A 13323-nucleotide genomic window follows, 5' to 3' on the forward strand; every position below is an offset into this window, starting at 1 on the left:
CGCGCGTGCCCCGATCCGCGCCTGCGGCTGAGCGCCGGTCCGCGGCGGGCCGCCGCGCCGGATCGTGGCGTCAGCCGGGTGGACCGCAGGCCCCGCCCGTCGGCGGCTCTGACCGGCCGGTCGGCGGGGCGTCGCGTAGCGGTTGGGGGGCTGCGCCCGCAGATCCCCGCGACCATTGTGGCTCCGGGCGGCTGCCTGGGGCCGCAGGCGGTGCTGTTGCCCGGTGCAAGCCGAATGGGGCGCCACAGGCGATGGGTGGCCCCCGTCCGGCCGAGCGGGGACCGGCCGGCAGTCGCGCCGGATCGCAGGGGCGGGGTGGCCGGGGCGACGGCTCGGGCGGCACGGCGGCGCCCCGTGGCGCGGTGGGCGGACCGGCCGGGCCGGTCAGGTCGGGTGTGTTGCCGGGTGGGGCTGGGCCGGCTGCGGTGGGTGGTAGCCGGGTGGTAGTGGCTGTTCCGCCCAGATGATCTTGCCGTCGCGCGTGTACCTGGTGCCCCAGCGTTCGGCGAGCTGCGCCACCAGGAACATGCCCCTGCCGCCCTCGTCGGTCGCGGCCGCGTGGCCGAGGTGCGGGGCCGTGCTGCTGGCGTCCGACACCTCGCTGATCAGGCGGCGGTCCAGCAGCAGCCGCACTGTGATCGGCCCGTCCGCGTACCGGATGGCGTTGGTGACGAGCTCGCTGAGGATCAGCTCCGTCGTGAAGCCCGTCTCCCGCAGCCCCCACTCCTCGAGCCTCGCCGCCACGGCCGCGCGCACCCGCGCGACCGCCGCCGGGTCGCTCGGCACCTCCCAGCGCGCCACCCGCCCGGGCGGCACCGCGCGCGTGCGCGCCACGAGCAGCGCGGTGTCGTCCGCCGAACGGCCGGGGAGCAGCGCGTCGAGCACCGTGCGGCACACCTCCTCCGGGCCGCCGCGGGCGACGGCCAGCGTCCGCGCCAGGCGCGTCAGGCCCTCGTCGATGTCGCGTCCGCGCTCCTCCACCAGGCCGTCGGTGTACAGCACCAGCTGGCTGCCCTCCTCCACCACCACCTCCGCCGCCTCGAACGGCTGGCCGCCCACGCCGAGCGGCGGCCCCGCGGGCAGGTCGAGGAAGCGCACCGCGCCGTCCGGGCCGATCAGGGCCGGCGGCAGGTGCCCGGCACGCGCCATGGTGAAGCGCCGCCCGACGGGGTCGTACACCGCGTACAGGCACGTCGCGCCGACGATCCCCTCGTCGGAGTCGGGCGGCCCGCCCTCCTGGTCCATGCGGTCGGCGAGCTCGTCCATGTGCGCCAGCAGCTCGTCCGGCGGAAGGTCGAGCGCCGCGAACACGTGCACCGCCGTGCGCAGCCGGCCCATGGTGACGGCCGCGTGCAGCCCCTGCCCGACCACGTCGCCCACCACGAGCGCGACCCGCGCGCCCGGCAGCGGGATGACGTCGAACCAGTCACCGCCCACGTTCTTCTGCGCCGGCAGGTAGCGGTACGCCACCTCAAGGCCGCCCTGGTCCGGCAGGCGGTTCGGCAGCAGGCTGCGCTGGAGCGCCACGGCCATGCCGTGCTCCTTGGTGAACCTGCGGGCGTTGTCGATGCACACGGCGGCCCGCGCCGCGAGCTCCTCCGCCAGCGCCAGGTCGTCCGCCTCGAAGGCGCCGGACTCCTCGTACCGCCAGAACGTCGCCACACCGAGCACCGTGTCCCGCGCGTACAAGGGGGCGGAGATCAGCGACGTGATTCCGTGGTCCACCACGCGGTCCGCCTGCTCCTGGCCCTCCGCCCACCACTCGTTGCTGCGCCTGAGGTCGGGTTCGAGCACGGCGCGCCCGGAGGTGATGCCACGCAGCTGCGGCCCGGCGGCCAACGGCCTGTGCCTGGACCCGGTGGGGATGAGCGGATGGCCGGCGGTGACGCCGGCGGCCGAGACGCGGCGGAACCACCGCTGAGCGCCCTCCTCGGGCTCCTCGCCGCTCAGTACCGTGTCGACGAGGTCGACGGTGGTGAAGTCGGCGAACTCGGGGACGGCCACCTCGCCCAGCTCCTCCGCCGTGCGCCGCACGTCCAGCGTGGTGCCGATGCCGATGCTCGCGTCGTACAGCAGCTTGAGCCGCCCGCTCGCCGCCTCGGCCCGCCCCGCGAGTGCCTGAAGCTCCGTCGAGTCGCGCAGCGTCGCCACGCTGCCCGGCGGCCCGCCGTCCGCGCCGGTACGCCGCTGGTTGATGGCGAGCACCCGGCCGCCCACCAGGTGCACCTCGTCGCTCGCCGCCCTGTTGTCCGCGAGCAGCTGCGCGATGGGCGGTGGCAGGCCGAGGCAGCGCACCGGCCTGCCCTGCGCGTCCTCCGGCAGGTCGAGCAGGCGCTGCGCCTCGTCGTTGGCGAGCAGCAGGGAGCCGTCGCCGTCCACGATCACCACGCCCTCGCGGGCCGCGTGCAGGACGGCGTCGTGGTGCTCGTACATCCGGGTGATCTCGGCCGGGCCGAGGCCGTGGGTCTGGCGCAGCAGCCGCCTGCTGATCAGGGCCGCGCCCGCGGTGATGACGGCGATGGCGGCGGCCGCGAGACCCAGCACGACGGGCATCTGGCGGTTGACCGTGTCGCTGACACTGCTCGTCCTGACACCGGCGCCCACCGCGCCCACCACCGAGCCGTTCGACGCCTCGACGGGGACGTAGGCGCGGTACTGGGGGCCGAGCGTGCCGGTGGTCTTGGACTGAACCGTCTGCCCCGCGAGCAGCGGCGCCATGTCCTGGTCGCTCGGCTGCCCGATCAGGCTGGGGGTGGACGACGTGAGCCGGACCCCGCGCTGGTCCACCACGGTCAGGAAGTCGACGTCGGCCCCCTGCATCGCCGCGGTCGCCTGGGGCTGCAGTTCGAGCGGCGCGTCAGGGGACGTGATCGCCGCGGCGACGCCGGGGGAGTCGGCGAACCCCTCGGCGACGGAGAGGGAGCGGTGCGCCGCGTCCTGTGCCTCCTCGTGCTGGAGCGTGAGCACCAGCAGCGTGCCGGACGCGAGCGCGACGAGGATCACCACGACGACCTGGAGGAAGAACATCTGGCCCACGACACTGCGCGGGCTCAGCAGCGGCCTGGCCACCGCCCGGCCGCGCCGACGCGCGCCCTCGGCCCGGTCGTGCGGCGAGGAGCGCGCCATGTGCCCATGTCGTGCCATATGTCATTTTTACCCACGTGGGTCGCCTATGCGCCGCTCCCGGCCTCCCGCAGGAACCGCAGCACCCGCGCGGGCGCGCTCTTCTCCGTCTGCTCCGCGACCGGCACGTCCCAGTACTCCGCGCCCGGCACGCACTCCTGGAGGTACCGGGCGGCCGACGGCGCGTGCGAGGTGTCCTGGCCAGGCACGATCAGCGTGGGGGCGTCCAGCGCGAGCAGGTCCTCGGGCTCGGGGCCCGGCACGGTGTCCCGGTCGAACAGGTGGCGCGCGAGCCCCGTCACCGTCGTCGCGTACCGTTCCCCGTCCATCGCCGCGTAACGCCGCGCGAACGCGTCGTCCGTCCGCAGCACCGACACCCAGGGGCCCACCCGCGGGTCGGCCGTGAACCCCGCGTCCGAACCGCGCGCGCGCTCCACGACCGCCTTCAGGCCCTCGCCGCGCGCGTACGCCAGGTGCTCGACGAAGCGCGCGTGCTGCCGCATCCGGTACTTCACACCGCCCGCGGGGGAGTACAGCACCATGCTGAGCACCCGGCCGGGGTGCGCGACCGCGAAAGAGGCCACCGTCGAGCACCCCACGCAGCCGCCCATCAGGTGTGCGCGCTCGATGCCCAGGTGGTCCAGGAGGCCGGCTCCCTGCGCCACGTAGTGGGCCCACGACACGCGCTCCACCCGGCCGCCCGAGCCGCCCGACTCCCTGCGGTCGAACGTGACGCAGGTGTAGGAGCGCGACAGGTGTTCCAGCAGGTTCAGCCGCCGGTAGACGCCGACCGTGCGCCAGCTCTCCAGCGTCGAGTCGAAGCCGCCCGGCGAGAACATCAGCAGGGCCGGGCCCTGTCCGCTCACCTCGTACCTGGTGCGCAGGCCGTCGATCTCCGTGACGGGCATGGCCCGCTCCTCTCAGTTTCCCGGAGGCGGCACGGGGATGCCGCCCGCCACCTGCCGTGCCGCCCGCACATCGGCCGCGTAGGCGCTGATCGCGTCCAGCGTGGTCCGCGCGACGTTCGCGTAGGTGTCCGGCGGGTCGTCCACGGCCGACGCCGCGTACCCGATGGCCGCGTGCGCCATCCGCATCCGCCCGTCCAGCCACGGGCCGCCGCCGAAGCCGCCGACCACGGGGACGGACACCGCGCCGGCGACGGCGGCGCCGGCCACCGGGCCCGAGTTGGTGAAGTTCAGCAGCACCGCGCCCGCGTCCTGAAGGCGCTTCGCCTCCGCCACCATGGCGTCCGTCATCTCGTCAGGCACCGCGTCGGCGGCCGACGGGACCGACTTGTACTCGACGCCGTAGCGCAGCGCGGTCTGCGGTGTGATGCCGAACTGCGCGAACACCGGGATGCCGGCCCGGGTGATCGCGGTGACCGCCTCGGGGAAGTCGGACGCCGCGTCGACCTTCACCATGTCGGCGCCCGCCTCCTTCACGAAGCGGATGGCCGCGCGCACCGCGCTGTCCGTGCCCTCCTGCAGCGGCCCGAACGGGAAGTCGACGCTCACCAGGGCCCGGCGCACACCGCGGCGCACCGCCTGCGCGACCGTCACCATCTGGTCCATCGTGATCTCGAAGGGGTTGGCCTGCCCCCACAGGTTCACCCCGACCGTGTCGCCGACCGACACGATCTCCACGCCCGCGCGGTCCACGATCCGCGCGATCTGGTAGTCCCAGGCGACGACGCCGACGATCTTGCGGCCGTCGTCCTTCATCCGCTGCAGCGTGCCCGTGGTGACCTTCTCGGCCATGGTGGCCGCACCGCCTCTCCTCGTGTGCCGTCCGTGCCCTCGTGCGTCGTCCGCGCCGCTCACACCCGCAGCGCGGTGAGCAGTTCGAGGACGTCGCTCTCGTCCGCCGACGGCAGCAGCACCCGCGCGTACGGACGCAGCGCCGCGACCGCGTCCTGCGCCTCGTAGTCGATGCCGAGCACCAGGCCCGCCGTCGTGATGCCGCGCTCCCAGCAGGTCCTGCCGATCGCCGCCGCGTACGCCTCGCCCGAGTCCTCCGTCGCCAGCACGACCACCACGTCGGTGCCGGTCAGCACCTGCCGCAGCGGCGCGGGCACGCCGTCGAGCCTGCGCAGCACCGGGTCGAGCGGGTCGCCGCCCTCGCACGCGTAGAACCTGGCGTGCGCCCACTGCCGCCCCGCGACCCGTCGTGCTACGGCGACGGCGCGCTCGTCCAGCGCGACGACGCGCGCCGCACGCGCCGGCACGATCGGCCGGTCGATGCGGAAGCGCGACTCGTACGCCGACGTCGCCCGCGCGCACTGGCTGAGCTGCTGGTGCGCCTCCTGCTGCCGCTGCTGTGCCGGGGGCGTGGGCGCCTGACTCGTCCTGGCCACCGTCACACCGTCGTCTGACGCACGCCGGGCTGGACCGTCACCGCGTCGCGGCACGCGTCGAGGAACGACTCCGCCTGCGGCAGCACGATCGCCGCGGAGCGCACCCTGTGGTGCTCGGGGTCGACGCCGGGGGGCGTCACCCCCTCGTCGCGCAGCGCGAGCGCCGCCTTCCGCAGCTTCTGGCGGGCCTTGATGATGCCGCTGTCCGCCGGCACCAGGCGCTCCTTGGTGCGGTCGACGACCGGCCCCATCGACTCCTGGAGCGACGCGTCCTGCATGGCGATGCCCGCGACGCCCGAGTACGTCTCGCCGCGCTTCTGTGCCTCGCGGTCGATGAGGTAGTCGTTGTCCATGTTGGCCGCGGGCCGGTAGGTGCCGGGGATGTTCTTGCTGTGCACGCCGTGCCCGTCGACCATCGCCTGGCGTTCCGTCGCGGTCAGCGCGCGCACCGGGTGGTAGTCGAACGAGTAGGCCCAGCAGTTCTCGTCGTCGATCGGCACCCAGAAGTGGCCGTGCACCGGATGGTCGCCGCGCGGCGGCACCATCGTGAAGTTGGGCATGACCCATGGTGTGATGCGCCAGTAGTACGTGCCGTCCTCGGCGTTGCGCCGCGCGCCCACGAACAGCCCGCCCTCGGTGTCCGCGACCTCGAAGAACGGCTTCGTGTCCTTCATGTTGTACTCGTTGCCCTTGGCGCCCTTGAACAGCGGGTCGCTCTTCAGTCCGCCCGAGTGCAGGAACGTCACGTGGCTGGAGTCGATGCCGCCCTCGAAGGCCTGGAGCCAGTTGCACTGCTGCCAGCGCTTGGAGGTGTACGTCTGCTCCGCAGGGACCTGCGCGAACTCGTACTCGGGCAGCGGCGGCGTCTTCGCCGGGTCGCCCATGTACGTCCACAGCACGTCGCCGATCCTGACCAGCGGGTACGAGGTGAGCTTCACGTTCTGGCAGAAGCTGCTGTTGTCCGCCTCCGACGGGACCTCGACGCACTGCCCCGTCACGTCGTACTTCCAGCCGTGGTACGGGCAGCGCAGCCCGGAGCCCTCGTTGCGGCCGAACCAGAGCGAGGCGCCGCGGTGCGCGCAGAACTCGTCGACGAGCCCGTACCGTCCCTCGCTGTCACGGAAGGCGACCATGCGCTCGGACAGGAGCTTCACGCGCACCGGCGGGCAGTCGTCCTCGGGCAGTTCCTCGGCGAGCATCGCCGGCATCCAGTACTGCCGGAACATCTCGCCCATCGCGGTCCCCGGGCCGGTCTGCGTGAGGAGCTCGTTGATGTCTTTTCTGAGCACGGCCGTTTCCCTTTCACGTGATGGCCCGCCACCGGTGTGGCGGCAACCCTGCATTGGCGCGCGGCACAGCCGTCAGGGCTGATCCGGAGGGATCTCGACGGCCAGCCCGTCCAGCTCCTGCGTGACGCGGATCTGGCAGGACAGGCGGCTCGTGTCGCGCCGCTCGGAGACCGCCATGTCGAGGAGGTCGTCCTCCATGTCCCCCGGGCCTCCCACGAGGTGGGCGAACTCCTCGCCCACGTACACGTGGCAGGTCGCGCAGGAGCAGTTGCCACCGCACTCCGCGACGATCCCGGGGACCCCGTTCTTGACCGCCGCTGCCATGACGGATTCACCGACCGTCGCGTCGACCGTGTACACACGGCCTGAGCTGTCGGTATAGGTCACCTTGGACAAGATCCCTCGTGTCCTCTCGCTCGGTCGTCCCCCTGCGTGGCGGGACGCGCGGCCTCGCCGTGCGGGGCCGTTGGTATGTCCATTAGACCAGAAGGTCGCGCGACTCCACAAGCGCCCGTCGGTGGCCGTGCGGGCGCCGTTGACAGGCCGAAAACCCTGGCCTTAGGGTCCTACCAATGCGCCGCCGTGGCACCCCCACCGGAGAAGAAGTTCCGGCGAGGTGCGCAGGAGAGGTCCGTGAGGGACCGTCCCGCGGCGCCGCCGGCCCCCTCCCGCGGGGCCCGGTACGACGACAGGGAGGGCCCCGCATGGCCAAGGACGCGATCGTCAACGACACCCTGGCGGCGAAGTTCGCCACCGAGAAGGACTCCCCCTACACACGCTGGGTCGCGGACGAGGGCCTCGACATCATCGCCGCGCACTACGTGCCCGACCTGCGCACCGTGGAGCTCAAGGACTGGGAGCGCAGGGGCGGCCGCGGCGTCTTCATCAACCACGAGGCCACGCGCACGTCCAACGACTGCTACGTGTGCGAGATCCCCGCCGGCGGCAAGCTCGCCCCCCAGCGGCAGCTGTTCGAGGAGATGATCCTCGTCCTCGACGGCCAGGGCTCCACCAAGGTCTGGAACGACCAGGGCGCCGAGGTCACCTTCGAGTGGGGGCCGGGATCGCTCTTCGCGATCCCGCTCAACGCACACCACCAGCACTTCAACGGCTCAGGACGCAAGGCGGCCCGGTTCGTCTCCTCGACGAACATGCCGCCCATCATCAACCTCTACGACGACGCGGACTTCGTCTTCGGCACCGAGAAGGACTTCCCGAGCCGCTTCAACGGCGAGCCCGACTACTTCTCGCCCAAGGGCGAGCAGAAGGGCCTGCTCCTCGACACCAACTTCGTCGCCGATGCCGCCAACCTGCCGCTGATCGAGGCGAAGGAGCGCGGCGCGGGCGGCGGCCACATCCGCTTCAACATGGCGCGCGGTTCGATGAACAGCCACATCTCGCAGTTTCCCGTCGGCACCTACAAGAAGGGCCACCGGCACGGCCCCGGCGCGCACGTGATCATGCTCTCCGGCACCGGCTACAGCTTGATGTGGCCCGAGGGCGAGGAGCCCAAGCGCTACGAGTGGGGCCCCGGCACCCTGATCGTGCCGCCCAACATGTGGTTCCACCAGCACTTCAACACGGGCGAGGAGCCCGGCCGCTACCTCGCGTTCAAGCACGAGGTGGTCTCCGTGCGCAACGCGCAGGGCGTGCCCAAGGCGTGGATCAGCATGCGCATCGGCGGCGACCAGATCGACTACGCGGACGAGTCGCCCGTCGTGCGGGACATGTTCCGCGAGGAACTCGCCAAGATCGGCATGAAGCCGCAGATGGACGAGGTCTACGAGTCGGAGATCCCGAACCTGCCGCCCAGGCCGTGACCGCGCGCGCAGGGTCCTGAGCGCACGCGCCCGGTCCCAGCGCCCGACCCTGTTCCGTGCGGCCCGTCCGGCGACTCCGGCGGGCCGCACGGCGTGTGAGGAGTACGTACGTGCACGACCACCACGACGGCCACGACCACCACGACGGCCACGGCCATGACGGCCACGACGGCGAGGAGCGGACGGTCTACTCCGCCGCGCACGCGCCCGGCGACGACCACGTCCACGACGACGAGCCGCTCGGCCCCCTGGAGGACAACCCGATCTGGCAGCAGGACAACGTCACACTGCACAGCGTCGGCATGGACATCGGATCGTCCGGCACACAGGTCGTCTTCTCGCGCCTCAGGCTGCGCCGCATCAGCGAGGAGCTGACCAGCCGGTACATCGTCGTGCGCCGGGAGACCGTGTACCGCTCGCCGGTCGAGCTCACGCCCTATGCGAGCGCCGAGCACATCGACGCCGCGGCGCTCGGCTCGATCATCGACCGCGCCTACAACACCGCGCGCGTGCGCCCGGAAGCCGTGGACACCGGGGTGGTCATCCTCACCGGAGAGGCGCTGCGGCGCAGCAACGCCGAGGCCATCGCCGGGGTGCTCGCCGAACGCGGCGGCGAGCTGGTCACCGCGACCGCGGGCCACAACATGGAGGCCATGCTCGCCGCGTACGGCTCCGGCGCCGCCAAGGCGTCCTACGACCGCGGCCTGCGGATACTCAACATCGACATCGGTGGCGGCACCACGAAGCTCGCGCTCGTCGAGGGCGGCCGCGTGCTGCGCACCGCGGCCGTGCACATCGGCGGCCGCCTCCAGGTCACCGACGAGGCGGGCCGCATCGTACGGCTCGACCCGGCGGGCCGCACGCACGCCGAACGCGCCGGGTACGCCTGGAGCCTCGGCGACCCGGCCGGCGTGGCCGAGGCCGAGAAGGTCGCCGAGGTGATGGCCGACGCGTTGGTCGCGGCCATCACCGCTGACCCGCTCCCCGCCGACCTGGCCGCGCTGTACCTGACGGAGCCCCTCGGCCCCCTCGGCGACGTGGACGGCGTGATGGTCTCCGGAGGCGTCGCCGAGTACGTGTACGACCGCGAGCAACGCCGCTTCGGCGACCTGGGCATGCCGCTCGGCCACGCGCTGCGCCGCCGCCTCGACGCGGGTGCGCTGCCGTACCCGCTGCTGCCGGCGGGGGAGTGCATCCGGGCGACCGCGCTCGGCGCGAGCGAGTACAGCGTGCAGCTCAGCGGCAACACGGGCTTCATCACCGCGCCCGACGCCCTGCTGCCCCGGCGCAACCTCCAGGTCGTCAAGCCGGTGTACGAGCTGGGCGGCACCGTGAACGCGGACGCGGTCGCCGACGCGGTCCGCCGCCACCTGACGGCCCTGGACGTGGAGGCCGGCGCCGACGTCGCCCTCGCCATGTCCTGGCAGGGCCCGCCCGACTACGCGCGGGTGGCGGCGTTCGCGGAGGGCATCCGCGACGGCCTGGCACCGCGCACGGCCGCGGGCCGGCCGGTGTACGTGCTGCTCGACGGCGACGTGGCGATGACACTCGGCCGGCTGCTCAGGGACGAACTGGACGTCGAGAACGAGATGCTGGTGATCGACGGGGTGAGCCTGCGGGACTTCGACTACATCGACATCGGCCGGCTCCGCTTCCCCTCACGCACGGTCCCGGTCACGATCAAGTCCCTGATCTTCCACGAGACCCCACCCGCCACCGCCTGACGCCCCCGCCGCGGGGACGGGGCCCAGACAACGGGCTTGCCTGAACCGGCCGTTGCCGAACCGCGCCCGATCCGCCCGCCGCCGAGTTCGCGCCCGCACTTCGGTCCGGCGGCAGGCCCGCCGCCCGAAGCCCGGCCGTCCCAACGCGGGACGTGCGCTCACGCTGCGCCCGCCGCGCCCCGAGCGGGCCGGTAGCCCGCTACCGCCGCCGCAGTCCGCGGCGGGACGCCACGCGGCAGCGGGTATCACTTCGGGCGGCCCGGGGGCCGGGGATGCGGCCCGGGGCGGGACGACGCACACGCGCGGGATGCCACCCGCGCGTCGTCACGCGACCCGCGCCGGAGGCGTCACGCCGCGGGGGCCGCGTTCTCGGTGCGGGTGATCAGTGACTTCAGCGGCACCGAGCCGTCCGCCGCCGCGCCCGCCGGGACGGTCGCGCCCTGCGCCAGCGCCTTGCGCACCGCCATGTAGTCGGCGGGGCGGTTCACCGCGTCCACGGCGAGCAGCCGCCCGTCGCGGTAGTACAGAACCGAGAAGTGCTCGTCGTCGACGTCGCCGCGTACCACGTACGTGTCGTGCCCCGCCGAGAGACCGGCGATCTGGAGCCGCAAGTCGCCCTGGAACGACCAGAACCAGGGGACCGCCCCGGCCGGCGCCGGCCGGCCGAGCAGCGTCGCCGCCGCCGTCTGCGCCTGCGCCACCGCGTTCTGCACCGACTCGATCCGCACCAGGCCCTCGCCCGTCAGCGGGTGCGGCTGCACGGTGCAGTCGCCCGCAGCGACGACGGCCGGGTCGCTGGTGCGCGCGTACGCGTCCACGACGATGCCGCCCTCGCAGGCGAGACCCAGCTGCTCGGCGAGTTCGGTGCGCGGCACCGCGCCCACCCCCACGAGCACCAGGTCGGCGGCGAGCGACGAGCCGTCCGCGAGCGCGACCGCGCCGACCCGGCCGCCGCCGTCCGCGGGTTCGAACCCCGTCACTCCCGTCGACAGCAGCACCTCCACGCCCCGGCGGCGGTGTGCCCGCGCGTAGAACTCGGAGACCAGCGGTGTGACGGCCCGGCCGAGCAGCCGGTCCGCCGCCTCCACCACCGTGACCGACAAGCCGGCCGCACGCGCGACGGACGCCGCCTCCAGGCCGATGAACCCGCCGCCCACCACGACGACCCGCCGTGCGGACGCGAGTTCGCCGCGCAGGCCGACGGCGTCCTCGTGGTCGCGCAGGTAGTGCACACCGGCCAGGCCCGCGCCCGGCACCCGCAGCCGCCGGGGCGACGCGCCGGTGGTCAGGGCGAGCCGGCCGTAGGGGAGCGGACGCCCGGACGCGGTGGTCGCGAGCCCCCGCCGCACCGCCGTGATCCGCTCCCCGCACACCAGGTCGATGCCGTTGTCCTCGTAGAAGGACGGCGCGCGGAAGGCCAGCGAGTCGAGCTCCGCTGCTCCGGCGAGGAACTCCTTGGACAGCGGCGGCCGCTGGTACGGCGCGTGCGCCTCCTCGCCGACGAGTGTGATCCGCCCGGTGTCGCCCAGCTGCCGCAGCGAGACGGCCAGTTGGAGGCCGGCCTGGCTCGCGCCGACGATCAGCGTGCCTTCGCGCCCCGCGCGGCCCTCGCCGTCCTTGCCTGGCATCGGTAACCCCTCTCAGTCAGTGCTCGTGCTTAATGTAATACCATTGAACCATCGAGCGGAACGGCGCCTCGTGCCCGCTCCTGTGAGTTCCTGCCCGCATCGGTGGATCGTTGACTCGTTCTCCGGCCCGTTGATATAAAGGTTAGGCCAATGAAGTCAGGCTGAATGCCCGAATCGAATCCGGCCGAGCCAGCGGTCTCCGGCCGACGGACTCCCGACTTCCCCACAGAGCCGAGCCAGTGGCCTGCGCGTTTGAGTCCGTTCTCCCCGGCAGGTGCCCGGGACAAGACCGCCGTACGGACCCGGGCGCCGGCGCGTCCCGTCCGACACATGAGGAGAAGTGTATGAGCGACAAGAAGGGGCGGGTCTTCCTCAGGGGGATCACCTCGGAGACCTACGGCCTCAAGGAGTTCCGCCGCAGCCAGCTGGACGCCCCCCGCGTGCGCGACGACTCGGTCGTGGTCGACGACGCGAAGGTCGCGCACTCGGGCGACTCGGAGAAGTCCCGCACCTGGTGGCGGATAGGCCCCGGTGACGACCCGTTCCTCACCCAGAGCCTGCAGATCCACTTCGTCGAACTCCCGCCCCAGTCCTCCAACCACGGCCACGGCCACCAGAACGAGGCCGCCTTCTACATCCTGGAGGGCGCGGGCTACGAGATCCACGACGACCAGCGCTACGAGTGGGAGAAGGACGACCTCGTCATCGTCCACACCGACTCGGTGCACCGCCACTTCAACCCGTACGACGAGACCGCGAAGTGCCTCATCTTCAAGGCCAAGTCGATGTGGATGTACCTCGGACTGATCCAGCAGGGCCGCAGCGGGCCGATCGACAACCCCGACAAGTTCGGCGAGCGCGTCGACTGGTCGCAGCTGTGGACCCCGGACGTCGAGAAGAAGCGCAAGGTCGTCAAGGCCGCCGACACCCCGTGGCAGTCCACACCGCTCGGCAAGGTCCGCGTGATGTCGCAGCCGGGCGACGACGTCCGCACGTTCAGCGTCGACGCGTTCGTGCTCGAAGTGCCCGCGGGCAGCCGCTCCGGCAAGCGCTGGACGATGGCCGACGAGGTGCTCTACGTGCGCCAGGGCTCCGGCTACAGCCTGCACTGGGAGGTCGAGGCGGAGATCGCGGAGAAGTACTACGCGCGCATCGCGCACGAGCCCACCCGGCACGACTTCAAGGAGGGCGACACCCTCTACGTCCCGCACAACACCGTCGCCCAGCACTTCGCGGCCGACGGCACCCCGCTGCGGCTGATCTCCGCGCAGAACCGCCTGTTCAAGGAGCTCGGGTACGACAACACCGTGTTCCTCGAGAACGCCCCCGAGTACGACGGTCCCGAAGGGGCCCGGTCCTGAACCGGCCCTCCAGCCCACCGGACGG

10 protein-coding genes are annotated in these 13323 nt (G+C 72.7%); 3 read left to right on the forward strand and 7 right to left on the reverse strand.

Translation table 11 applies throughout. From position 1 onward, the window contains the following. Positions 1–384: 384 nt before the first annotated feature. The 6 genes from JFN87_RS06060 to JFN87_RS06085 form a co-directional block, all read right to left on the reverse strand. Positions 385–3144, reverse strand: a complete 2760-nt coding sequence (locus JFN87_RS06060; RefSeq protein WP_372449192.1) for a SpoIIE family protein phosphatase — start codon at positions 3142–3144, stop codon at positions 385–387. A 26-nt stretch (positions 3145–3170) separates the two neighbouring features. Beyond that, positions 3171–4031 (reverse strand): alpha/beta fold hydrolase, encoded by an 861-nt coding sequence (locus JFN87_RS06065; protein ID WP_209338844.1) that lies wholly within the window; start codon positions 4029–4031, stop codon positions 3171–3173. 12 nt (positions 4032–4043) lie between these two features. Further along, on the reverse strand, positions 4044–4880 hold the full coding sequence (locus JFN87_RS06070) for a 3-methyl-2-oxobutanoate hydroxymethyltransferase (protein ID WP_209338845.1): 837 nt from the start codon (positions 4878–4880) through the stop codon (positions 4044–4046). A 59-nt stretch (positions 4881–4939) separates the two neighbouring features. Continuing rightward, complete coding sequence (locus JFN87_RS06075) at positions 4940–5476, reverse strand: 3-methyl-2-oxobutanoate hydroxymethyltransferase (protein WP_245178833.1); 537 nt, start codon at positions 5474–5476, stop codon at positions 4940–4942. 2 nt (positions 5477–5478) lie between these two features. Further along, positions 5479–6765: an aromatic ring-hydroxylating dioxygenase subunit alpha gene (locus tag JFN87_RS06080; RefSeq protein WP_209338846.1), complete on the reverse strand. Its 1287-nt coding sequence runs from the start codon at positions 6763–6765 to the stop codon at positions 5479–5481. A 72-nt stretch (positions 6766–6837) separates the two neighbouring features. Next, entirely contained in the window at positions 6838–7152 is a 315-nt protein-coding gene (locus tag JFN87_RS06085) for a 2Fe-2S iron-sulfur cluster-binding protein (protein WP_307865322.1), read from the reverse strand. Between the two features lie 317 nt (positions 7153–7469). Between JFN87_RS06085 and JFN87_RS06090 the strand changes: the two genes are divergently transcribed. Next, positions 7470–8585, forward strand: a complete 1116-nt coding sequence (locus tag JFN87_RS06090) for a cupin domain-containing protein (RefSeq protein ID WP_209338848.1) — start codon at positions 7470–7472, stop codon at positions 8583–8585. 110 nt (positions 8586–8695) lie between these two features. After that, complete coding sequence (locus tag JFN87_RS06095; RefSeq protein ID WP_209338849.1) at positions 8696–10309, forward strand: ethanolamine ammonia-lyase reactivating factor EutA; 1614 nt, start codon at positions 8696–8698, stop codon at positions 10307–10309. Positions 10310–10656: 347 nt separating this feature from the next. On the opposite strand, the gene JFN87_RS06100 is transcribed toward JFN87_RS06095, so the two are convergent. Then, positions 10657–11937, reverse strand: coding sequence for an NAD(P)/FAD-dependent oxidoreductase (locus tag JFN87_RS06100; RefSeq protein WP_209338850.1), 1281 nt, complete (start codon positions 11935–11937; stop codon positions 10657–10659). A gap of 344 nt (positions 11938–12281) precedes the next feature. Between JFN87_RS06100 and JFN87_RS06105 the strand changes: the two genes are divergently transcribed. After that, positions 12282–13298 carry a cupin domain-containing protein gene (locus tag JFN87_RS06105; RefSeq protein ID WP_209338851.1) on the forward strand — a complete coding sequence of 339 codons (1017 nt, stop codon included), beginning with the start codon at positions 12282–12284 and terminating at the stop codon, positions 13296–13298. Positions 13299–13323 lie beyond the last annotated feature (25 nt).

The organism is Streptomyces montanisoli, from assembly GCF_017813245.1.
GTDB classification, from domain to species: Bacteria; Actinomycetota; Actinomycetes; order Streptomycetales; family Streptomycetaceae; genus Streptomyces; species Streptomyces montanisoli.